At 65.8% G+C, this 23867-nt stretch carries 17 protein-coding genes; 9 read left to right on the top strand and 8 right to left on the bottom strand.

Annotated elements, in window-relative coordinates:
- Positions 1-123: 123 nt before the first annotated feature.
- Together ACFC0O_RS04695 and ACFC0O_RS04690 are read left to right on the top strand one after the other, a co-directional pair.
- The gene (locus ACFC0O_RS04695; protein WP_375953850.1) at positions 124-3225 is read left to right on the top strand and encodes an amino acid adenylation domain-containing protein; all 3102 of its coding nucleotides are present in this window, start codon (positions 124-126) and stop codon (positions 3223-3225) included.
- Complete coding sequence (locus tag ACFC0O_RS04690) at positions 3222-3902, top strand: formyltransferase family protein (protein ID WP_375953848.1); 681 nt, start codon at positions 3222-3224, stop codon at positions 3900-3902. Before ACFC0O_RS04695 ends, ACFC0O_RS04690 begins: the two co-directional genes overlap by 4 nt.
- Before the next feature lies 1 nt (position 3903).
- On the opposite strand, the gene ACFC0O_RS04685 is transcribed toward ACFC0O_RS04690, so the two are convergent.
- Complete coding sequence (locus ACFC0O_RS04685; RefSeq protein ID WP_375953846.1) at positions 3904-4935, bottom strand: AraC family transcriptional regulator; 1032 nt, start codon at positions 4933-4935, stop codon at positions 3904-3906.
- 147 nt (positions 4936-5082) lie between these two features.
- Between ACFC0O_RS04685 and ACFC0O_RS04680 the strand changes: the two genes are divergently transcribed.
- From ACFC0O_RS04680 to ACFC0O_RS04670, 3 genes are read left to right on the top strand one after another with little or no spacing between them, the layout of a single operon-like run.
- Entirely contained in the window at positions 5083-6678 is a 1596-nt protein-coding gene (locus ACFC0O_RS04680; RefSeq protein WP_375953844.1) for a GMC family oxidoreductase, read from the top strand.
- A complete protein-coding gene (locus tag ACFC0O_RS04675; protein ID WP_375953842.1) occupies positions 6675-8180 on the top strand; it encodes an aldehyde dehydrogenase family protein in 1506 nt (501 codons plus the stop codon). Before ACFC0O_RS04680 ends, ACFC0O_RS04675 begins: the two co-directional genes overlap by 4 nt.
- Positions 8181-8227: 47 nt before the next feature.
- On the top strand, positions 8228-9865 hold the full coding sequence (locus tag ACFC0O_RS04670; protein ID WP_375953840.1) for a long-chain fatty acid--CoA ligase: 1638 nt from the start codon (positions 8228-8230) through the stop codon (positions 9863-9865).
- Positions 9866-9888: 23 nt separating this feature from the next.
- Here the strand turns inward: ACFC0O_RS04670 and ACFC0O_RS04665 are convergent, their stop codons facing one another.
- The 3 genes from ACFC0O_RS04665 to ACFC0O_RS04655 are packed head-to-tail and all read right to left on the bottom strand — an operon-like array spanning position 9889 to position 13761.
- Positions 9889-11526 (bottom strand): AMP-binding protein, encoded by a 1638-nt coding sequence (locus ACFC0O_RS04665; protein ID WP_375953838.1) that lies wholly within the window; start codon positions 11524-11526, stop codon positions 9889-9891.
- Entirely contained in the window at positions 11516-12457 is a 942-nt protein-coding gene (locus ACFC0O_RS04660) for an SDR family NAD(P)-dependent oxidoreductase (protein WP_364631980.1), read from the bottom strand. Before ACFC0O_RS04660 ends, ACFC0O_RS04665 begins: the two co-directional genes overlap by 11 nt.
- Positions 12454-13761, bottom strand: coding sequence for a TetR/AcrR family transcriptional regulator (locus ACFC0O_RS04655; protein ID WP_375953836.1), 1308 nt, complete (start codon positions 13759-13761; stop codon positions 12454-12456). Before ACFC0O_RS04655 ends, ACFC0O_RS04660 begins: the two co-directional genes overlap by 4 nt.
- A 203-nt stretch (positions 13762-13964) precedes the next feature.
- Here ACFC0O_RS04655 and ACFC0O_RS04650 point away from each other — a divergent pair, with 203 nt between their 5' ends.
- From ACFC0O_RS04650 to ACFC0O_RS04640, 3 genes are all read left to right on the top strand, one after another.
- Positions 13965-16025 carry an AMP-binding protein gene (locus ACFC0O_RS04650; RefSeq protein ID WP_375953835.1) on the top strand — a complete coding sequence of 687 codons (2061 nt, stop codon included), beginning with the start codon at positions 13965-13967 and terminating at the stop codon, positions 16023-16025.
- Positions 16026-16122: 97 nt separating this feature from the next.
- The gene (locus ACFC0O_RS04645; protein ID WP_375953833.1) at positions 16123-17133 is read left to right on the top strand and encodes an SDR family NAD(P)-dependent oxidoreductase; all 1011 of its coding nucleotides are present in this window, start codon (positions 16123-16125) and stop codon (positions 17131-17133) included.
- 323 nt (positions 17134-17456) lie between these two features.
- Positions 17457-18395: a DUF1254 domain-containing protein gene (locus ACFC0O_RS04640; RefSeq protein ID WP_375955941.1), complete on the top strand. Its 939-nt coding sequence runs from the start codon at positions 17457-17459 to the stop codon at positions 18393-18395.
- 9 nt (positions 18396-18404) lie between these two features.
- On the opposite strand, the gene ACFC0O_RS04635 is transcribed toward ACFC0O_RS04640, so the two are convergent.
- The 4 genes from ACFC0O_RS04635 to ACFC0O_RS04620 all read right to left on the bottom strand — a co-directional run bounded on the left by ACFC0O_RS04635 (position 18405) and on the right by ACFC0O_RS04620 (position 22598).
- A complete protein-coding gene (locus ACFC0O_RS04635) occupies positions 18405-18593 on the bottom strand; it encodes a DUF397 domain-containing protein (protein WP_375953831.1) in 189 nt (62 codons plus the stop codon).
- Entirely contained in the window at positions 18590-19492 is a 903-nt protein-coding gene (locus ACFC0O_RS04630; RefSeq protein ID WP_375953829.1) for a DUF5753 domain-containing protein, read from the bottom strand. Before ACFC0O_RS04630 ends, ACFC0O_RS04635 begins: the two co-directional genes overlap by 4 nt.
- A gap of 407 nt (positions 19493-19899) precedes the next feature.
- On the bottom strand, positions 19900-21804 hold the full coding sequence (locus ACFC0O_RS04625) for a CocE/NonD family hydrolase (RefSeq protein WP_375953828.1): 1905 nt from the start codon (positions 21802-21804) through the stop codon (positions 19900-19902).
- A gap of 119 nt (positions 21805-21923) precedes the next feature.
- Complete coding sequence (locus tag ACFC0O_RS04620) at positions 21924-22598, bottom strand: TetR/AcrR family transcriptional regulator (RefSeq protein WP_375953826.1); 675 nt, start codon at positions 22596-22598, stop codon at positions 21924-21926.
- A gap of 184 nt (positions 22599-22782) precedes the next feature.
- On the opposite strand from ACFC0O_RS04620, the gene ACFC0O_RS04615 reads away from it, so the two are divergent.
- Positions 22783-23865 (top strand): oxygenase MpaB family protein, encoded by a 1083-nt coding sequence (locus ACFC0O_RS04615; protein WP_375953825.1) that lies wholly within the window; start codon positions 22783-22785, stop codon positions 23863-23865.
- Positions 23866-23867 lie beyond the last annotated feature (2 nt).

Below are 23867 nucleotides of genomic sequence, written 5' to 3'. Positions count from 1 at the left end.
GTGAGAGCAAGCACACACATTGCCTGCCGTTTGCCCACTTAGACTGGCTGCGAGTTCCGATCGATGATGATCGCCTGTGGCACCGCGCTTTTCGCGCGTGAATCGTTTGAGGAGTGGATCCAGTTGAGCAGCGCCTTCCGACGCCGCATCTCGCCCACCGAACGGATGTATCTATCCGCCAGGGAGGTCCACCCACACTTTCTGATCCAGGTGATCGTCGAGGGCACGGGAGCACTGGACCCGGACAAACTGCGGGACGCGGTTCAGGTCGCATCGCTGGCACATCCCGGCTCACGCCTGGAGCGCTCGGGCCGCGATTGGGTCGCCCGAGCCGATACGCCCCGGGTCAGGGTGATCGCGAACACCACCGTCGACTACGACCGGCTCACCGAGGACGACATCCTCAACGGCCCGATCTCACGGCCCGATTACGTATCCGAAGCGCCGAACTGTGAAGTCGTGCTGCTCACCGCCGACCCGGTCACGGTGATCTTCCGCGGTTTCCACGGCGTCATGGATGCCAAGGGCCTGCAGATGTGGGCCGCGGATGTCTTCCGGGTGCTGCGCGATGAGACGCCCGAGGGCGCGAACGATCCCACAACCGATCTGGAATTCGCACTGCGCCTGGGCATTCCGGGATCACCCGCGCCGATGCGAGTGCGCTTCCGCTCGCCGATCGGGCACGGTGCCGCGGTGGCGGGCCGCCCCTTCCTGCTGCGGCATCGGAACGTGCCCGGCACCACCACCGCGATAGCGGCCCGAGTCGGTGAAATCGTCGCCCGGGCAACGGGTTCCACGGCCCGCCTGATGATCCCGGTCGACCTGCGCAGACATGACGCCGAACTGCGCTCGACCGCGAACCTCACCCTGCCGCTGTTCCTGGACACCGAGCCGGGGGAGAACTGGCGGGAGATCAACGGCCGCATGCTGGCCGGACTGATGCGCCGCGATGAACTCAATCAAATGAAAAACCCGGGCCTGGAACAGATTCCGGTCCCCGTGGCCAAGGCCGCCGTACGCACCATCGACGCGATCGGCAGGCGTACGGGCCGAAACCTGTGCTCGGCCATCGTCTCGCACGCGGGCAAGGTCGCGCTCGCCGATTTCGCCGGACCGGATTTCACCCCCACCGGCGTGGTGGCGATTCCCGCGCACACCGGCCTGGCCCCGATCAGCTTCGCGATCGTGGAATCCGAGCATTCCACCGGCATCACGGTCTCCTGCCGCAACGGCCACGGCGTCGCCGAACGCCTGGAGATCCTGCTGGACTCCATCGCGGCCGCCCTCACCGAACCCGAACAGCCGGTCCAGCAGGCCGACGCGGCCCTTCAGGCCGATGTGGACGGGTCCGAATCGGAATCCGTCGAGCAGGCGACCACGCTGGTGGAATTGCTTCGCGCGCAGATCGCGGCGCGGCCTGCGGCGCTCGCGGTGACCGGGCCGGACGGTTCGCTCACATACGCGCAGTTGGGCGCGCGCTCTGCCGATATCGCGGATGTGCTTCGTGAGCGCGGGGTCGGGAGGGGCGATATCGTCGCCATTCTCGCGGGGCGCACGCTGGAGGGACTGGCCGGGCAGTGGGGCATTCTGGAGGCCGGTGCGGCCTTCCTGCCGCTGGATCCCAAGCATCCGCGCGAGCGCATCATCCAGACCCTGCGTGATTCCGGTGCGAGCGTATGCCTGGTCGAACGCCGGTACGCCGATATCGTCGGTGACGCCGTTCCGGCCCTGGTGCTCGAGAACCTGCCCGAAAGCGGTTCCGAGCCACTCGATCTCGGCGTCGAACCCGGCGACGTCGCGTACGTGACCTACACCTCCGGCTCGACCGGCCGCCCCAAGGGCGTGCGCGTCACCCACGATGGTGTCATGCACTACCTGCGCGCGGCGCGGGACTGGTATCAGCTCACGCCCGATACCCGGTACGCGCACTATCACACCCCCGCGGCCGATATGGCGGCCATGGCGATGGTGTCCCCGGTCATCGCGGGCGGCACGGTGCTGCTGGTACCGGGCGATATCAACCACCTCACCCTGTCGGACATGCTCGGCGAAAACGGCGCGAACGCACTGTTCTTCACGCCCAGCCTGGCGGAAGTCGCACTGCGCCAAGATATTCGACCCGCCGCCTTCAATACTGTCGTCCTCGGCGGGGAACAGTTGAGCCACGACCTGGCCCGCCGGGTGCGCGAATTCTTCGGTCCCGAGGTGAGACTGGTCAACAGTTACGGCCCGACCGAGGTCAGCCTGGTCTGCGTCTCGCACCTCCTCACCGATACGAGGTCGCCCGGCGCGACTTCCGCCCCGATCGGCTTCCCCGCTCCCGGCACCACCGTGCACCTGCTAGATCCCGAGGGCGAGCCGGTGCCGGACGGTACGGCGGGCGAATTGTATTTGGGCGGACCGCAAGTCGCCGCCGGATATCTGGACCGCCCCGAACTGACCGCCGAACGCTTCGTCACCGTGCACGGCGAACGCACCTACCGCACCGGCGATCTGGTGCGCCGCCTGGCGGACGGCGCGCTCGAATTCGTCGGCCGCGTCGACCACCAGGTCAAGATTCGCGGTAACCGCGTGGAACCGGATGAGATCCGCTGTGTGCTGGAATCGCATCCGGATATCGCGGCGGCCGCCGTAATCAGCCGCCGCCGTGAAGAACACAGCGATCACGTGCTGGAAGCCTTTGTGGTACCGACCTCGCAAGCCCCTGCCGATCAGGCGCTGCGTGACTTCCTGGCGGATCGCCTGCCGGTGTACATGATCCCCAGCGGCTTCCATCACATCGCCGAACTTCCGCTCACCAGCAACGGTAAGACCGACCGCGCCGCGCTCGCGGACCTCCTCGCGGGTGAGTCCGAATCGAGTCGAAATACGCTGCCCGGCAACCTTTCCAACTCCGAGGGCGGTAACGGCGCGGGCGCATCCACGCCCTCGGCCGGTGACGACGTGGATGACTCCGAGAGCGATCTCCAGGAACAGATCGCCGAGATCTGGGCTCGTGTCCTGCGATGCGATTCCGCTGCCCTCGGACCCGATTCCGACTTCTTCGCCCTGGGCGGCGATTCACTCGCCACCGTCGAGATGCTCGCCCAGGTCTCCAAGCGAATTGTCGGCCGGGACGCCGAACAGGCATTCGTGGCCCAGGTCGAGGGCCTCATCACCCATCTGACCCTGAACCGGGTATGCGAGGCCGTGGCCGTTGCCGCGGGTACAGGAGCATTCGAATGATCTTCATCGGCAGCGGTTCGCTACTGTGGCGGGCCGTCGATTTCGCCACCGCCGCAGGTCATTCCGTCGATCTCGTGGTGGTGCCCGCCGGTCAGCAGGCATCGGCCGGGGCCAGACAGGTCCCGGTGCTCGCCACCGCCGATGTGAACGCCGCCGCCGATGAGCTGGCCAGCGCCTGCACGGACGGCATCGTATTCTCCATCAATAACGCCACCATCCTGCGGGAGCCCGTGCTGGACAAGAATTTCCGCGTCTACAACATCCACAATGGCCTGCTGCCCCGCCATCGCGGCCTGCCCGAGGCCGCGATCGCGCACGCGATCCTCAACGGCGATAACGCCTACGGCGCGACCCTGCATGAAATCGACGCCGGGGTCGACACCGGCGCGGTGCTGGATGTCGAACAGTTCCCGATCACGGAAGCAGACGGCTTCCAGGACATCATGTTGCAGGGCCTGCGCGCCTGCACGGTGCTGTTCGAACGCAATCTGGAAGCCATTGTCGCGCACCGCATCACCCCGATCCCGCAGCCGACCGAGAACAGCGGCTACTACGGCCGCAAGGCCCTCGACAGCCTCCGCGATCTGACCGATCACCCCGATTTCCCCCGGGCCACCGACCTCGGCATCTTCTCGGCGTTCTACCCGGAACTGGCTGCCGCCAGCCGCACCGCCTGACCTATATCGAAGTCTCGTGTTGCGCCTTACGCCAGCGCAGTGGTGACTGCCCGGTCCAGCGCGCGAAAGCGCGGGTGAAGCTGGCGGATTCGGAGTACCCCAGCCGATCGGCGATGGTGGCGGTCGGCAGCGTGGTGGCGGACAGCAACTCACACGCGAGCGTGCAGCGCACCTCATCGACCAGTGACCGATACGAATGCCCCTCCGCCGCCAATTGCCGCCGCAGTGTCCGAGTCGAAATATGCAGCGCCGTCGCCACTTCGGATTCGGTGAGCAGTCCGCGCGGCGGGGTGAGCACCACCTCGCGCACCTGCCCCGCCGTGCCGATCCGGGCGCGGCGCGCGATCGCCAGTTCCCGGCACTGCTGGGTGGTGAGGTCGGCGGTATAGGGATCGGACTGCGGCAGCGGCGCGTCGACGGTCCGCACATCGAATACGGCCGCATAGTCGTCGGCACCGTATTGCGTTGTGTCGGAGATGAGTTCGGTGGTCGGGTGCGCACTCGCGAACTCCGGACCGGAGTATGGCAGCCGGATCGCGTGCAGCCGTGCGCCCGCCGCGGTGATATCGCTGTACAGCGTGGCGATGATGCCGATATCGCGTTCGGCCACGAACCGGGCCAGCACCGGATCGGTCACCTCCGGCTCGATCACCAGGGCGAGTTCCCCAGCACTCTCGACCGCGGTGATCCGGCTGAACGAATACGACAGATCCAGGAACCGCAGCCCGACATCGATGGCATCGCGCACGGATCGGCTCGCGATGAGCGCATACCCCCAGATACCGTGCGCGGTGGCGTGATACCGCAGCCCGGCGGCCAAGCCGAAGCCGGTGGTATCGGGTACCGCCCGCAGCACATTGGTGATGATGGCGATTTCCTGCGCCCCGGTGACGAGCGCGCCCGGGCGGCGCAGTTCGGCGGCCGCGACCCCGGTGCCGCGCAGGCATATCGCTTCCGAGACGCCGTGCTCGGCGGCCAGCCGGGTGATGAGCAGCGCGCTGGTGGGTGCCCGTAATGCGGTCAGCACGCTCATGGTCGGCTCCGCCCGGCGATTGTCACTGGCCAAAAATATCAAAAAACCGGCCCGCGCGGACGTGGGAATCACCACCCTCGCCGCCTTACCCTCGGGCTGAGCGGACCGTGACGGCGGTCACGGGAGCGGTGAGGATACGAGGCGAATTTGAGCGAGCACACCAGCTTCGACTACGTGATCGTCGGAGCGGGCAGCGCGGGTGCGGTGGTGGCCGCGCGGCTGTCGGAGGATCCATCGATATCGGTACTGCTGCTGGAGGCGGGCGGTGCGGCCGATGCCGACGAGATCGCCATTCCCGCGGCCTTCCCGCAGCTGTTCAAGACCAAATGGGATTGGAACTACGAGACCACCGAACAGAAGCATATGGCCGGGCGGCGCGCGTTCTGGCCGCGCATGAAGGCGCTCGGCGGCTGCTCGTCCATGAACGCCATGATCTACATTCGCGGCAATCGCGCCGACTTCGATTCCTGGCGTGACGATTTCGGGGCCGAGGGCTGGGGTTATGACGATGTGCTGCCGTATTTCGTTCGCGCGGAGACCAATACGCGACTGCGCGACCGATTCCACGGCGCGACGGGTCCCTTGCACGTCGAGGACCGCCGCTACACCCATGAGCTGACCGACGGCTGGATCGATGCCGCCACCGGGCACGGATTGGCGCGCAATGCCGATTTCAACGGCGCGACCCAGGAGGGCGCGGGCCACTATCAGGTGACCTGTAGGAACGGCAGGCGCTGGTCGACCGCCGACGGCTATCTGACGCCCGCGCTGGAGCGGCCCAACCTGACCGTCCGCACCCACGCCTTCGTCACCAGGGTGATCCTGGACGGCACCCGCGCGATCGGCGTGGCCTATCGCCATCGTGGCCAGGAACAGATCGCGCACGCGGCCGCCGAGGTGGTGCTGTCCGGCGGCGCGATCAATTCGCCTCAGCTGCTGATGCTTTCGGGCATCGGCCCGGCCGCGCATCTGCGTGAACACGGCATCGATCCGGTGGTCGATCTGCCCGGCGTCGGCGAGAATCTGCACGACCATCCGGTGACACCGCTCATCTGGCGCACCAGGGGCACCTCGGATCTGACCGACTTCTCCAACCCCGCGCGGCTGGCGCAGTGGAAGCTGGCCGGGCGCGGTCCGCTGTCCTCGAACGTCGGTGAGGGCGGGGCCTTCTTCGCCTCGCGCGACGGTCTTCCCGCACCCGATATCCAGGTCATCGTCGCGCCGACCGGCTTCTACGACAATGGATTCCGCGAACCCGCGGGCCAGATGTTCACCGCCGGTGTGACCCTGGTGAATGTCGGCAGCCGGGGCCGGGTCCGCCTGCGTTCCGCCGATCCGGCGTGGAAGCCGGAGATGGATCCCGGCTACTTCGAGGATCCGGCCGATCTGGCCGCCTCGGTGGCGGGGGCGCGCCGGGTGTTCGAGATCGTGCGCGAACGCCCCCTCGCGCGTTTCCTGGGCGAGCCATTCCTGCCCGATCGCGTCGACGGACTCTCCGATGAGCTGCTGGCCGACCATATTCGCGCCTGGACGCAGACGCTGTATCACCCGGTCGCCACCTGCTCGATGGGCACCGGCGACAACGCGGTCGTGGACCCGCAATTGCGGGTGTACGGCATCGACGGGCTGCGGGTGGCCGACGCCTCGGTCATGCCGGTCGTACCGCGCGGTAATACCAACGCCCCCACGGTCATGGTGGGCGAGAAGGCATCCGATCTGATTCGGGACGGCCGCACGTCATGACGCGGGCCGAAGATACGCAGGGAGCCATCGTGACGGCAACGGTCACAAAGACATTCGACTCACTGAACCCGGCGACGGGTGATCTGGTCGGCACCCATCCGGTATTCGACGCCGAGCAGGTGAACGATACGGTGGTCCGCGCCCGCGAGGCCGCAAGCTGGTGGGCGGGACTGAGTTTCGCCGAACGCGCCGAGCGGCTGAAGATCTGGCGCGGCATCATTGCCCGCCGGATGGCGCAGCTCGCCGAGATCTCACACGCCGAGACCGGTAAGCCCACCGCCGACGCCCAGCTCGAAATCGTGATGATGCTCGACCATCTGGCCTGGGCGGCGGGAAATGCCCGAAAGGTATTGGGCCGTAAGAAGGTTTCCACCGGGCTGATGGCACAGGACCTGGGCGCGTCGGTGGAGTACCTGCCGCTCGGCGTGATCGGCGTGATCGGGCCGTGGAACTTCCCGGTCTTCACCCCGATGGGTTCCATCGCTTACGCGCTCGCGGCGGGCAACGCGGTGGTGTTCAAGCCGAGTGAATTCACCCCGGGCGTCGGCGTCTGGCTGGTGGACGCGTTCGCGCAGGCGGTGCCCGAGCATCCCGTGCTCCAGGTGGTGACCGGACTCGGCGAAACCGGTGCGGCACTGTGTAGCTCGGGCGTGGACAAGATCGCCTTCACCGGCTCGACCGCCACCGGCAAGAAGGTCATGCGCGCCTGCGCGGACACCCTGACCCCGGTGCTGATCGAGGCCGGTGGCAAGGATGTGCTGCTGGTCGACGCGGACGCCGATCTCGACGCGGCGGCCGAGGCGGCGGTCTGGGGCGGGCTCTCCAATGCGGGGCAGGCGTGCATCGGCACCGAACGGGTCTACGTGCACGAGCGGGTGTACGACGAATTCGTCGGCAAGCTGGGCGATCTGGTGACGAACCTGCGCGCGGGCGATGACCCGGAGGCGCAGCTCGGCCCCATGACCATGCCGTCCCAGCCGAAGGTGGTGGCGGACCATATCGCCGATGCGCTGAGCAAAGGCGCGCGAGCGCTCGTCGGCGGAATCGCCGCGGTCGGTGAGCGATTGGTGCAGCCCACCGTCCTGGTGGATGTGCCCGAGGACTCCATCGCCATGACGGAGGAGACGTTCGGGCCGACGCTGGCGGTCAACAAGGTTCGCGATATGGATGAGGCGATCGAGCGGGCGAACGATTCGCGCTACGGACTCGGTGCCGCCGTATTCTCCAAGGGTCGCGGCCAGGAGTTGGCGCGGCGCATCCGATCCGGCATGACCGGCGTGAATCTGGTCTACCTGTTCGCCGCGCTGCCCGAACTGCCGTTCGGTGGCGTCGGTGATTCCGGTTTCGGCCGCATCCACGGCCCGGATGGGCTGCGCGAGTTCACCTACGCGAAATCCATTGCGCACCGCCGCTTCCCGGCGTTGCTGCCGCTGACCACGTTCGCGCGCACCGCCAAGATCGACAAACTGATGGCGACCCTGACCGTGCTGCGGCACGGCTGATCATCGTCATACCGGCCTCGAAATCCATTGATAGGAATCAGAGTTCAATGTTGAGCACAATGCAGGACGAGCAGCTGTCGCTGGCGACACTGCTGAAGTACGCGTCCACCTTCCAGGGGGAGAGCACGATTTCGACCTGGACCGGTGACGGGGTCCGTACCCAGACTTTCTCCGAGATCGGCGCGGATGCGGCCCGTCTTGCCAATGCCTTGCGTGACCTTGGCATCGGTGAGGGTGATCGGGTCGGGACCTTCATGTGGAACAACAATGAGCACATGGTCGTGTACGTGGCGGTGCCGGCGATGGGTGCGGTGCTGCACGCGTTGAACATTCGTTTGTTCCCGGAGCAGTTGGTGTATGTGGCCAATCATGCCGAGGATCAGGTGGTGATCGTCGATGGCACGTTGGTGCCGATGTTCGCGCGGTATCTGCCGAACCTTAAGACGGTGCGGCATGTGATCGTGGCCAACGGTGATGCGTCGGCGTTGACTGCGCCCGAGGGTGTGCAGGTGCATTCGTACGCGGAACTGCTTGCCGCGCAACCTGATACCTATGATTACCCGGTCGTGGACGAGCGGTCGGCGGCGGGGATGTGTTACACCTCGGGCACCACCGGTGACCCCAAGGGTGTCGTCTACTCCCACCGGTCGAATTTCCTGCACGCGATGCAGGTGTGCGCCCCCAACGGGATGGGTTTCAGCGAAGCCGACACGGTGCTGGCGATCGTGCCGCTGTTCCATGCCAACGCGTGGGGTTTGCCGTACGCGGCGATGATGTCGGGTGCGAACCTGCTGATGCCGGACCGTTTCCTGCAACCGGGTCCGCTGCTGGAGATGATGGCTGCGATCAAGCCGACCTTCGCCGCGGCTGTGCCGACCATCTGGGGTGGTGTGCTGGCCGGTTTGCAGGCCGCGCCGCAGGACATTTCCCATCTCCGCACCTGCGTGGTCGGCGGTGCCGCCCTGCCGCCCTCGATGATGCACGCCTTCGAGGACAAGTACGGTGTCAAACTCCTGCACGCCTGGGGTATGACCGAAACCTCCCCGCTCGGCTCGGTCTCGCACCCGCCGAGCACCTCCGAGGGCGATGAGCGCTGGGCCTACCGCTATACCCAGGGACGTTTCCCCGCGGGTGTGCAGGCGCGCCTGGTCTCCGATGACGGCGACGTCATCCCCAATGACGGAGAATCGCTGGGCGAGTTGGAAGTTCGCGGTCCCTGGATCACCGGCTCGTACTACTCCCCGGACGGCGACACCATCGATCCGGACAAGTTCCACGATGGCTGGCTGCGCACCGGGGATGTCGGCAAGATCAGCCCCAATGGCTTCCTGACCCTGGTGGACCGTTCCAAGGATGTCATCAAGTCCGGTGGTGAATGGATCTCCTCGGTGGATCTGGAGAACGCCGTTGTCGGTCACGCCTCGGTCGCCGAGGCCGCCGTCATCGGCATCCCGGATCCCAAGTGGGATGAACGTCCCCTGGTCGCGGTCGTACTGGCCGCCGGATCGCAGGCCGAACCCGAGGAGCTGCGCGACTTTTTGGCCGATAAGTTCGCCAAATGGCAGCTGCCCGAGTACTGGACCTTCATCGACGAGGTGCCCAAGACCTCGGTCGGCAAATTCGACAAGAAGCGCCTGCGCGGCCAGTACGCCGACGGCGCGCTGACGGTCACGAAACTGGGCTGATACCGGCCGCGCGGATCGGCAGCCTAACCGGCCATATGACCGGTCTGGCTGTCGAGCAGGCGGCGCAATACCTTTCCGCTCGGATTGCGCGGAATCTGTTCCAGCACAATGAATTCCTTGGGCACCTTATAGCGCTCGAGCCGTCCGCGAATATGGGTCTTGAGCTCCTCGGCGGCCGGAACGGCGTGGTCGGGCGCGGGCACCAGATAGGCGCGCAGCACCTGTCCGAATTCCGCATCGGGAACGCCGATTACGACGATATCGGCGATGGCGGGATGGTCGGCGAGGACATCCTCCACCTCTTTGGGATAGATGTTCTCGCCACCGGAGACGATCATGTCGTCATCGCGGCCGTCGATGTAGAGGCGGCCGCCGGTGTCGAAATGACCCATATCGCCGGTGTTCACATGGCCGTCGATAATCTCCTTGGCCGGTGCGGGCGACTTCCCATCGGAGACATAACCGTGGTAGCCGAGTCCGCCACGGACGAAGATCGTGCCGGTCTCACCGATGGCGGCCCGGGTGCGATCGGCGCGCAGAATCCGCACGGACACACCGATGGCGGGACGTCCGGCGGTCTTGGGGGAGTGCGCCAGATCCGCCGCCGTGGCCAGTGAGACCACGCCCGCCTCGGTGGAACCATAGCCATTGACCAGGATCGGGCCGAACGCCGCCAGGAACTGGCCGATCGTGGCGGGGGAGATCGGTGCGGCTCCGGTCACGGCCAAACGCAGTGAACCGGTGCGGAATTCACTCCGCCGCTGCTCGGGAACGGCCATCAGTCGCGCAATCATCACCGGTACGCCGACGAATACCGCGGCCCGGTGCCGGTCGATATCGGCCAGTGCGGCCTCGGGATCGAACCGCCTGCGAATGATCATGGTCGAACCGAGCGCCAGTCCACCGAGTGCGATGGCGAGGCCGAAGCCGTGGAAGAACGGCGGTGCGAGCACCATTGCCTCGCCATTGCGAAAACGGGTGGCCGCCATGGCGGTAGCGACCATCTCGGCGATGGCGCGCCGGCTGATCGGGCGGGAGACGCCCTTGGCGAGGCCGCCGGTGCCGGAGGTGAGCAGGGTGATCTTGACCGGCTGGCGCACCGGCGGCGGTGCCGGATGCGATTGCCGGGCAAGTGAATCCAGCGATGTGCCGGTCTCGGAATCCTGCCAGGCGATCACTCGGACGCCGCCGAATCCCGATGCGGTGACATCCGCGTCGTACTCCTGATCGTGTACCAGGATATCGGGCCGATGCCGCTCCAGGATCTGCCGCAACTGCGCCTCGGGCAGATCGGTATTGAGGAAGACCAGTTCGCATCCGAGCTGCGCGCCCGCCACGGCAGCCTCGAGGAATCCGCGATGATTGCGGCACAGCACCGCAAGCGATTTCGCCCCCGGCGCGAGCGAATGCAATGCGGCGGAGATCTTTTCGGTGCGCCGTTGCAAATGTCCGTAGGTGATCGAACCGAGCTCGTCGATCACCGCGACGCGGTCCGGGTACCGTGCCGCCGACATCGCCATCACCGTCGCGATCGACGGCCCGTACTGCCGGAATCCCCGGCCGATGCGGATCAGCGCACCCGGACCGATCGGCCGTACCGCACCCGAAGTCAGCAGGGGCACAACGGCATCCCACCACTGAAAGGTCATATTACGAGCCATCACGGGCTCCGTTCTCGATGCTGCGCAGCGACGCCTTGGTATCGCCGAGGAACCGGTAGAGGAAGGTGGTGGAGATTTCCAGCGGTGTGCGCAGCAGCGGTACCAGCACCGATAGCGGCCACACCACATTCGGGGCCAGCGTGCGCGGTTTGCGCACGATCGCGCGGGCGATGATGTATCCGGCGTCGCGAGCCGAATGCCCGGGAATCGCCGACACCCAGCCGCTGGGCGCGCTCATCCGGGTGAACATGGCCCCGGCGTAGAAGCTGGTCAGCGTGACGCCGTCGGGCCTGGCCTCCATGGCGACCGACCGCATCCAGATATCGAACGCGGCCTTGGTGGACAGGTAGAAACTCCATTTGGGCGCGACCGGGAACATGACCGCCGCCGTCGAGACATTGACGATGTGCCCGGAACCCCGCTCGCGCATACCGGGCAGCAGGGCCAGGGTGAGCCGCATAGGCCCGATGTAGTTGGCCGCGGTGGTGCTGTTGAGGTCCTTGGGCCGGTCATAGGACAGATGAATCGAGCGGCGCAATGATTTGCCCGCGTTGTGCACCAGATAGTCGACCCGGCCGAACTGTGTGAGCACCTGTTCGGCAAAGGTTTCCACCGATTGCTCAGATGCCAGATCCAGCGGGATGGCGACCGCGTTACCGCCCGCCTCCTTGATCTCGCGGACGATGAGATCGAGTTGTTCGGCCGAGCGCGCACCCAGCACCACGGTCGCACCGGCGGCGGCCAGAATGCGCGCGGTAGCCTCGCCGACGCCGAACGACGCACCGGTGATCACGGCGATCTTGTCCGCGACCTCCGCGCGCAGCCGGGCCTGATTTCGGTAGGGACGCGGCCCGATCAGCCAGATGACGGACCTGCCGATGGGTCCGGCGGCCAGCCAATTGTTGGGTCCGGCGTCGAGAGAGTTGCTCACTCGTTGTACTCCGTTGTCTCGGTGGGCAAGTGGGAACGGTCGAGGAGCGCGCTGATGGCGCGCGAGGACAGCGGGGTGCCGGGTGCGAGGGTCAGTACCGTCTGCCCGGTGGCGAACAGGTTGGCCACCAGCAGTTCTCGCACCTGGACCCGGCTCAATTCGCGGTGTTGCAGCCAGTCGGTCACCACACCTTCGACGAAGGCGAGCCAGCCGATGACGGCGCTGCGCGCCAAAGCCGTTGTCGCACCGCCGCTCAGCTCCTGCATGAGCCCGTCCACCAGGCGGTCGATATGGCGCTGCTGGATGGCGCGCAATTCCGCGTCGGGGACCCGGGTCGACAGTGCCAGGGGCGAACCCTCGAATTCGGCGGCGGTATCGAGGTACAGGTCCAGGCCCCGGATGAGCCGCGATACCGCGGGTCCGCGCAGGGCTTGCAGCCGATCCCAGAAATCGCCGTAAACGGTTTCGGCGGCGGCGAGGTAGAGGCCGCGCTTACCGCCGAAGTGGTAGGTGATCAAGCCGATCGCGACACCGGCGCGCTGCGCGATCTCAGTGGTGGACACCTCGTCGAAGCGTTTGGCACGGAAGACGGTAATCGCGGCTCCGAGCAGTGCGGCTCGGGAGGCTTCGCTGCGAGTCGAGGCCGACCTCTGTTTTGAATGATTTTCAACCGCGTCGGCTGCGTTGGCCGGAGGTTGAACATCTTTCAATACATCGAACCCGGCGGTGGCCAGCAGGCTCGGCAGCAACAGCGCCAAGATCCGATCGGCCGTGACCGAGGTGTCGATCAGGCGCTGCGCGCTCAACCCTACGCCCAGGCTGAACACGGTTTTCGCGGCATCGCGGAACCTGTCCGGCGCGTTCGAACCGGCCATATCGGCGAAGAGCGCGGCAATGGCGTCCTGGAGTGTGGCCACATTGGCGGTCAGTTGATCGCGCAATCCGGGATCGCCCTGTGCCACCAGCGCCAATTCCAGTTCGAGTCGATTGCGGCCGGTATCCCGCACATTCGCGCCCGCCCAATCCAGTGCCGCCGCAAGCCGATCCGCGGTCGCACCGCCGCGTTCGCGCAGTGTCGCGAGATCGGCCATGGCCTCGACGTGGATCAGCTCCACGACCTCCAGGCAGAGTTCGTTCTTATTGCGGAAGTTCGAGTACACAGCGCCTTTGGAGTATCCGGCGACTTCGGCGACGTGAGCCAGCGAGGTGTTCGACAGACCGTCCGCGATGAACAGATCGCGCGCGGTGCGAACCAGGTCGGCGCGGGTGCGCGCCTGGCTTTCCGGTCGTGACATGCGTGCCATGCGAATCAAAATACCACTGGTATCTGAGTACTGTCACTCCCGAATTTCCGGCCCGGACCGGGTGTGTCGGTGCACAACGGATTCCGCGGGGCCTTTGTGATTCGACGGAGTTTTCGCGATTCCGGCATTTCGGACCGATTGGATCGCTAGAACGGGAGGGCCGGATACCTGAAGAGTTCCGGCGGACGGGGAGTGGCACACCGGTGATAACCGACGACTTCGATATTTCCGTGGATATCGTCGCCCCTCGGCATGCGCTGTGGTCGCTGCTCGTCGATCCGCACGCCTATCCGCGCATCCTGCCCGGCATCGGCGCGTGCGAACCGCTCGGCTCGATCGATGGCGATCGGATCGTCAGCTTCCGCATCGGCGATCCGCGCATGGGCATCGGGGTGATCGAAGTGCGGGTGATCGCCGGACGTTGGTGTGAGGCACTGGAATTGCGTTCGGAGCGGCTCGGCAGCGTCGTGCGGGTGCAGCTGGTCGGCGATGCCGAGCGCACCCGGGTCACGGTCAGCTGTTTCGGAATCCGCCGGATCCATCCGGTGCTCGGGCAATTGACCGAAGCGACCGTGCGGCGCTGGATTCGGACCGGATTGGAGCGGGCCGCCGATATCAATCGGGGCGTGCGCAATTCGGTCGCGGTCAATGCCGAGGATTCCCCCGCGCGCAGACAACTGGGCGTGGCATGGCATATGTTGCAGCGCGGGGTGGTCGCGCCCAAGCGCCCCGATCTCGCGATGCGACAGCTGTCCGGACTGGTGCGCTGGGGCTTCAATCTGGCGGGGGGATATGCGGCGGGAGCGGCGGTCACCCCGGATCGGGTGGCGGTGGTGGATGCGCGCGGCAGCCACACCTTCGCCGAGATAAACAGTCGTACAACGAATCTGGCGGCCGCGATGGCGGCATTGGGGCTCCGGTTTGGCGATGCGATCGGATTGCTGGCACGCAATCACGCCGGGATGGTCGAGACCATGGTCGCGGCCGGGAAGATCGGCGTGGACGTGGTGCTGTTGAACGCGGGCCTGTCGGCGCGACGGCTGGAGGAGATCGTGCAGCGCGATCGTCTCACCAAATTGTTCGTGGACGCGGATCTGGAACCGCTGGTGGACTTTCTGCACCGGGGCATTCAGCGTGTCACCACGGCGGGTGAGCCGCCGGTGGCGGGGCGGCTCACCGTCCCGGATCTGATCGCGGTGGCGGCGGAGGGTTTTCGCCGCCCACCGCAGCCCGGACGGCTGGTGGTGCTGACCTCGGGCACATCGGGTGCGCCCAAGGGCGCGCGCCGTCCGCACGCCCGGGGCTTCGGCGCGCTGGCGGCGCTGCTGTCCCGAATTCCCTTCGGTATGAACGAGATCATGCTGATCCCGGCTCCGCTGTTCCACACCTGGGGGCTGGGCGGGCTGCAATTGGCGGCCGCGCTGCGCGCGACAGTGGTGCTGCCGGAACAGTTCTCGGCCGAACAGCTGCTGGAGCTGATCGCTCGGCATCGGATCACCAGCGTGCTGGTGGTGCCGACCATGGTGCAGCGATTACTGGACGTGCCCACCGCGGTGCGGGCGCGCTATGACCTGTCCAGCCTGCGCGTGGTGGCCAGTTGCGGTGCGCCGCTGGCGGGTTCGACGGTATTGCGATTCCTGGACGCGTTCGGTGATGTGCTCTACAACGTGTACGGGTCCACCGAGGTGTCCTGGGCGACCATCGCCACACCCGAGGATCTGCGCGTTTCCCCGATGACCGCCGGGCGGCCGCCGTTCGGCACGAAAGTCGCTGTGCTGGGCCACGATCGCAAGCCGGTGCCGGTGGGTGTCACCGGCCGGATCTTCGTCGCCAATCAGATGCTGTTCGAGGGTTATGTGAATGCCGTTCCGCCCGAACAGAATGGCGGGCTGCTCGATACCGGCGATCTGGGCTACCTCGACGCCACCGGCCGCCTGTTCATCGCGGGCCGCGACGATGAGATGATTGTCTCAGGTGGTGAGAATGTCTTCCCGCGCCCGGTGGAGGAGGCGCTGGCGCTGCTGCCGCAGGTGCGCGAGGTCGCCGTGGCGGGGGTGCCGGATGTGGAGTTCGGTCAGCGCCTGGTCGCGTTCGTGGTGAAACATGAAGGGGCGGAGCTGGATCCGGAGTCGGTCCGGCGGCACATCAGGTATCTCCTGGGCCGCGTCTCGGTGCCGCGTGAGGTCGAGTTCGTGCCGGACTTACCACGTGGTGAGACGGGCAAAATTCTCAAAAACCTGTTGACCGGCAGCTATACCGACTGAGCCGTCCGCCCGACACTGCCTGGCAAGCCTCCCGCCCGATGATCGAATACGATCCCCGCACAGGGAATTTGAGGTTTGAGAAGTACGAGGTAGTGCGTTGAACAGCGTTAAAAAGGCCATTGCGGGACTCCAGAACGAACTGGTCCGGCAGGTGGTCAATGTCTTGACCGTGCCGCGACCGCTACCGCGGCCGTTCGGCCCCACCCTGCACGATCGGGTGGCGGGCAAGACGGTTCTCATCACCGGTGCGTCCAGCGGTATCGGGCGTGCGCTGGCGTTGCGGGTCGCGGACGAGGGTGCCATCGTCGTCGTGACCGCCCGCCGCACAAGCGAATTGGATCAGCTCGTCGCCGAGATCCGGACCCGGGGCGGGCAGGCGTATGCCGTCACCTCGGATCTGTCCACCGAGGAGGGGGTGAACAAGTTCGCCGATGAGGTGCTCGTCCAGTTCGGCGCCCCCGATATCCTGGTCAACAACGCCGGCCGTTCCATCTGGCGTTCGATCGCCAGTTCCGAACACCGCCTGCACGATTTCGAGCGCACCATGCGCATCAACTATTTCGGACCGGTCGGTCTTATGTTGCGGTTGTTGCCGGAGATGCGCCGCCGCGGTTCCGGCCATATCGTGTCGAGCTCCACCCTCGGCGTCATCACCAACGTTCCCCGCTTCTCCGCCTATCTCGGCTCCAAGGCTGCCCTGGAAGCGGTCATGCGCGTGGCCGCCGTCGAATGTCACTCCGACGGAATCGCTTTCAGTGACGTCCGCCTGCCGCTGGTCGCGACCGAACTGAGCGCGCCGCTCGGGTTCACCGGCTACACCGCCCTGTCGGCCGAGGCCGCCGTGGAAATGCTGGTGAACGCGATCGTGCGCCGCCCGATCACCCTGGAGAATCCGCACGGCTCGCTTTCCCTGCTCTTCAACACGATGTTCCCGGGTCTCGCGCGCCAGGGCCTGCGCCAGCTCCACCGCATGCTCCCCGACCCCGGCCCCGGCAACCCCCAGCCGCCCGTGCGGCACGAAGGTCTGCCCGTCAGCCGTCCGACCGGCAAGGCCCCGACGCCCGCGCCCGCCGAGGTCGCCACCTCGTCAGTCCCGCTGGGCGACTGACCTTCTCGGCACGTCCGACTACTCGGCGTCGCCGGTCATCCATGTGATCGGCGACGAGGGCCCGGGCCCTTCGATGTGTCGGCACCGAATCGCATCACGGTAGCTATATATTTGCTGAAGGGAGGTTCGGGGGTCGACGGTCGACAAGGAGTTGATGCGTGAAAACTCTTCGGTTGTGGGCGATTCTGATTGTTGCCGTGGTGAGTTGCGCTCCGCTGTCGGGGTGCGGGAAGGACTCCGCTGATACCGACAAAAGCGCCACCACGAGCGGGGGTGCGAAGAGTTCGACGGCGGCGGAGTATCCGCTGGGGCAGCCGGTACAGGTGACGGCGGACAATTTCGTCCGGGCGGAAACCGATCGGGAGTTCGCCATGTCCGTGGCGGAGGGCGGGTTCGGGGCGTTCCATCACATCCGGGAGCCGATGCCGATCGATCATCAGGTGGTGGTGCGCGCCAATCGGGACACGCTGTACTCCTCGCGGGTCTTCGATCTCGATGCCGGACCGGTGACCATCACGCTGCCGGACGCGGGTAAGCGCTTCATGTCCTTGCAGATCATCACCGAGGACGAGTACACGCCCGAGGTGGTGTACAAGGCCGGGAGCTACACCTTCGATCGGGACAAGATCGGGACGCGGTACTTCATGGCCGCGATCCGCACCTTCGTGGATCCGAACAATCCGCAGGATATCGCCGCGGTGCATGCCCTACAGGACAGCATCAAGGCCGAACAGGCGGGGAACGGAACCTTCGAGGTTCCGCAGTGGGACAAAGCGAGTCAGGACAATGTCCGGAACGCGCTGCTCGCCCTCGCCGCGACGCTGCCCGATACCAAGAACTCGTTCGGTCCTGAGGGGCAGGTCGACGAGGTGCGGCATCTGATCACCGCCGCATCGGCGTGGGGCGGCAATCCCGAAAAGGATGCGCTGTACCTCAATGTCGTTCCGCCGCAGAACAATGGCGAGGTGAAGTACGCGCTGCACGTGAAAGATGTTCCGGTGGACGGCTTCTGGTCGGTCAGCCTGTACAACGCGCAGGGATATTACGAGGCGAATCCGTTCAACGCCTACTCCGTGAACAACACCACCGCGAAGGCCAACCCGGACGGCTCGATCGATATCCGGTTCGGCGGCTGCGACGGGCAGATCCCGAACTGCCTGCCGACCATGCCGGGCTGGAACTACATGGTCCGCCTCTACCGCCCGCAGCCCCAAATCCTCGACGGCACTTGGAAATTCCCCGACGCCACGATCGTGCCGTAGCGCTCCGAACTAGGATTTCCAGGCATCCCCGGTGAGGAAGCTCTCCCACTGCTCGGCGGTGAACCAGAGTTCGGGGCCACCGGGGTTCTTGGAATCGCGTACGCCGGTACGGGTTTCGCCGTGATAGACCTCCACGCACTGCTTCGCGCCGTCGGATTTGGTCGACTTGTACCATTCACCCTGCACTGACTTCTTCACGCTGCGTACTCCTTCGCAACCTTCAGCACCAGATCCCTGGTGCCGCGCGCTGTCAACGCTACAGCCCGCATACCTTCGATCGCCCGACGATATTCGCTGACCTCTTCGCTGTGCTCATGGAATGTCGAGCCGATCGCGCCCTCCGCGTAAACCACAGGCGGCAAGCTGATTCCGCTTGCGCCCGCTGGAAATCGGAGCAGATTGAATACGTGCATCGCCAGGCCGGGGTGCGGTCCGCAGGAGAACGGGATCACGTTGATATCGACGTTTTCACGTTCGCCGACCTCGGCCAGCCAGCGCAGTTGACCGGACATTGCCGAGGGTTCCGCCGGTCTGTGCAGCAACACCGCCTCCGAAAGGAAAACCTCCAGCCGAAAGCCGGTCTCATCGAGTCGGGCCTGGCGACGTGCGGTGAGTTCGAGGCGACGTTCCAGATCGACTGCCGACAGGTCTGGTTCACTCATTCGAACTATCGCGCGCCGATACTCCGGAGTCTGAAGCAGACCGGGAACGATCGTCGGTTGATGCGCGACAATATGGTTGGCCGCACCCTCGAGACGAAGGAACTTCGGGAAGTTCGGGGCGATCTGATCGGTGTATGCCTTCCAGAATCCTTTCGAATTCCCCTGTGCCTTAGCGGTTTTATCCTGGTCACGTACCTCCGACCACAGCCGCAATGCCTCTGCTCGATCCTCCGGTGTCGCTGCGTAGTGATCGAGGAGACTCTCGAGCTGTGGTGTGGTGAGCCTGGTGGGAAGCCCGTCTTCCACACGCATGAGGACAAACCGAGTCACCTCGAGGTGAGCGGCTGCCCGCGATAGCGCGGGGTGCGGTGCGCGCTTTCGAATCCCCTGGATGAAATTGCCGAAGTCCATGCGAGAGAACGTCAGTCCGGCCATTTCGTTAGCCTCGCTATCTGGGGAGTGCCTCCAGCGCACACGTGTGCGATGCACCTCAATTCTATTTCGTGCGATGTTGGCTGTGCACGTATTACAGAAACTCGATCGGGTGTCTACTTGGATCTGTAGCAGCAGTCGCGAGATCCAAGGGGTTATCGAAATGCGCTGGGACACATGGGCTCTGCTGGCGATTACCGGATTGTGTCTGGCCGTGATCGGCTGGGCGGCGTGGGGTTTCCATCGGGAGCGTGGTGATGCCCGGTCTCTCAGATTGCGGCTCTCGACAGGGGGATGCCTCTACATCCCTGTCGCGAGCGGGCAGCGCGGGGGATGGCGGCATCGGGGACGGCATCGCGCGTTCGGCGTGGGCGGAACAGTCGCATTGGGTGCGATGCGCGCATTGTCGCTCAGTGGTCACCGACTGCCAGGAAGGTGAGGTGGCTGGGGTGGTCGGTGTCCAGGATGATGCTCTGGCCGTTGACCTTTCGCTTCAGGGCGGGGCGGAGCCAGTGGCGGCCGGGGGCGTTGGCGGCGATGGCGACGCGGAGGCGGTGACCGGCGCGCAGGACCGCCGAGGTGGGGTTGATCTCGATATCGAGGTCGAAGGGTTCGCCGGGGATGACCGGCAGGACCGTATCGGCACGCAGGGTGTGCAGGGGGAAGATCAATTCGCCGTCGATGTAGGTGCTGCGTTCGGTGTCGATCGCGCGCAATGAGGACAGCAGGCAGCCGCGGGTGAGGGTGGCCGACGCGCCATCGGGCTCGACATCGGTGACGGTGACGGACCAGAAGGCGTCGGTACCACCGGCTTCCACCCGCAGCCGGAGGTTGAGCGGCCCGGACAGCGTCAGATCGGCGTCCAGCGGTGCGGTGGTGAAGGTGACCGCATCGGCTTCCGCGCCCCGGTCGTCCGAGCCCGCGCGGGCGCTCAACAGGGTGGTCAGGCCCATGGACATGAGCGCGACATTGTTGGAGGTCCAACTCGCCTTGGCCGTCGGCAGCGGCAGCCGGGTGAGGTCTTCGGGCGGGGTATCGCGCAGTGCCGCATCGGTATTCGCGTGCGCGGCGGAACCGCTGACCTCGGGGGCAAGGTAGAGCCGCCGCACCTGTGCGGCAGGATCGGGAAACGCCGGCTGCGCGACCCAGCCGCCACCGCCCTGGCGGCGCACCGTGACCGGCCCGTACCCGTCGATCCCGTTCTCGATTCCCTTACACCACCTGTCGAACCAGGCGCATTGCAATTCGTCGAGCGATTGCGGACTGTCGGGTTCACCGAATCCGCTACCCACGGTGAGGTGATATCCGTCATCGACGACCACCTGTTTGCGCCCGTCCGACAGCGCCAGCCGATCGAACATCCGGAAATTGGAGCGGTTGTAGACATCGTGCCAAGCGCCGTGAATCCAGGTGGCGCAGGTGATTTCCTCGAATCGGGCCAGTCGCTCATCCCAGTGTTCATTGAGGTATCCGTCCGGATGATCCTCCTCGCGCGCGATCCGCGCGGCATGCCCGAGCCCGCCCGGCTCACGCACCCGATCCCGCAGATACGCCCCGAGCACCCGATTCCGGATCATTCCGCGCGGTGACGGCAGGAACTTCGCCGCATTGACCGCCGCCAGCCACGCTCCCATCCCCAATGTGATTGCGCCCCCGGTCAATCCCAGCTCACGCGGCGCGTCCTCCCCGGCGACGATGGCGAAGATCGCATCGAGCCCTTCGGGCCGCAACCCGGCCGCGATGAGCGCCGCGATCCCGCCGTAGGAAATGCCGGTCAGCGCGAGATGTCCATCGCACCAGGGCTGTTGGCGCACCCACTCCAGGGTCTCGACATAGTCCCGCTGCTCGCGGGGGCTGAAGAAATCCCATCCACCCGTCGAGGAGCCGGTACCGCGCACATCGACGATCAGTTGAATGTATCCGCGCGACACCAGCGTTCGATTGGTCGCCCACACATCGATCGCGCCCCCGGCGGGCGTATGCGTCAGATCCCGCCGGGTGAATCGCCGCCGATCCGATCCGGCACCCCGCTCACTCCGGCGCTGCGCCCATCCCGCGATCCGCCCCGCGAACCGATTCCCCATGCGGTTGTACGGCGTGAAGTTCACGACCACCGGAAACGCCTGCGGCACAGGCGTGGACCGGTCATATCCCGGCCGCACCAGATCGGCGCACAACACCACCCCATCCGACATGGGAATGGTCACGGTGGTGTCGGTATGCACGGCCGCGAACCGCGCGGGCCCGATATCGAAGCGCGCATCCGGTGGCAGCGGTACGACACCGGAACTGGCGGAGACAGCGGACCTGGACATGAACAGCCTCCAAAACGTCGTCTTGGCAACGACCATAAGGCTGACTAGACACCCTCGTCCAGGATTCGGGAAAGATTGTCTGAGACGATCTTTCGCAATCGGGCCACCGCCGCCTCGCGTCAGCCCTTCGGCAGGGTATTCGCGAGGGCGCGCACGGTGGATTCCAGCCGCTCCGGCGGAAAGCGTTCCGGATCGGACAGCACCAGCCGCCCCAGTACCTCGATGAACCCGAGCAGCACATGCCCGACCAGCTCGGTATCGGCATCGCTTGGGCCGCCGCGCAATTCGATGCCGAGTTCGAGCAGTTCGACACAGCGTTCCACCAGTCGATCCCGCGCCGCGGCGAGCAATCCCCGGTAGTCGGTGGGCGCGTCCTCCGGCGGCATCAGAATCAGTCGCCATCGCACGGGATCGGTGCGAACGGCGGCCAGGAACGCCATCACCGCCGACAGATACTCGTCATCGGGGTTGGAATTGCGCAGATCCTTCGGCATGGCATCGAAGATCTGCGTCATGCCCTGACTGTGCTCGCGGTGCAGCAGCGCCCCGACCAGTTCCGGAGCCGTCGGAAACACCGCGTACAGCACGGGTTTCGCGACACCGGCGGTTTTGGCCACCGCCTGCATGGTGAGTCCGGACAGCCCGTCCTCGCCGACCACGGTCAATGCCGCATCGAGAAGTTGCTCGCGCCGCTGGTGCAATGGCAGCCGCGGACCATTGCGCCGCCTGGGCCGCGGCTCCGCGCGCTCCGGCGATATCTGCCAGACGCCGACGGACTTCTTCTCGATGCTCACCCAGCCATGATCCCTCAGTGCGGTGGTCCGTCGGCACGCACCCCGAGCCGGACTGACCGCATCGCTACGGTCGCGTAGAAATTGGCGAGTCCTGCCGTTGACGGGCGTTTCCCTGCGTGAATACCCTTTCTACGCAAGCGTAGTAGTGAAAACTACGCAGAAGTAGAAAATGGGTGGGACAGCTATGCCACTGATCGAATCCCTGCGCTCCTGGCTCGCACTTCCGGAGGTGGAACCGGCGCAGGACTACGGATTCTTCGGACCCGATTCCATCGCCTGGAAGGTGTGGAGCTATCCGAGCAGCCTGACCATCGGTTTCCAGCGCGCCGTGGTCATCGAGGAACTCGACCCCGCGCTGGTCGCGTCCGTGGACGCCACGGCCGCCATCTACGATCGCCCGCGCACCCGCTACGACCGCACCCTGCGCTATTTCGCGATGGTCATGTTCGCCGACAGCCGCTCCACCGCCAAGGCCGCGGACGTGCTGGTCAAGATCCACTCCAAGGGCGTGGGCACCTGCCCGGTCACCGGACAGCGCTATGACGCCAATGATCCCAAGTCGCAGTTGTGGATTCACCTGACGGCCTGGCATTCACTGCTCATCGCATACGAGAAGTACGGCCCCGGCCGCTTGAGCGCGGAGGAGGAGAACAGGTACTGGGAGGAGTGCGCGCGGGCCGCCGAACTCCAGACCTGCGATCCGGCGGATGTCCCGCGCACCCGAGAGGGGATTCAGGATTACTTCGAACAGATGCGACCGCAACTACTCGGCTCGGAGATCGCGAAAAAGGCGATGCGGCATCTGCTGCGCGCCGATGTCATGCTGCCGCCCATGCCGCCGCTGCTGCGGCCCGCGTTCTATATCGTCTCGGCCTTCCTGCGCCGGGGAACGCTGGCCACCATGCCGCGCTGGATGCGGAAGATGGCCGGGCTGCCGACCAATCCGCTGCTGGATCTGCTCATCGTCCCCCTGCTGAGCTCGGCGTTCACGGTGGTGAGTCTCAATGCGCGACTGGAGATCCTGCTGCTGCGCCTGATCTCGCCGATGACGGTCGCCGTCGCCGCCCCCGTACTGCTGCGCATTCCGCCGGTGCACGAGGAGACCATGACGCCACGAGAAGCGCAGCGCCGCTACGGCTATGACATCCCGTCGCAGGCGCACCTGGCACTGCGCGAGAAGCAGGCGAATCGAATCTTCGGCAGCGGACTGCCGCCGGGCGATGAGGGCATCATCGAATCCCAGCCCATTCTCGGCAATATCGCCTGATC

The organism is Nocardia sp. NPDC056100 (assembly GCF_042266325.1).
GTDB lineage: Bacteria > Actinomycetota > Actinomycetes > Mycobacteriales > Mycobacteriaceae > Nocardia.
This window is presented reverse-complemented; position numbering and strand designations above follow the sequence as displayed.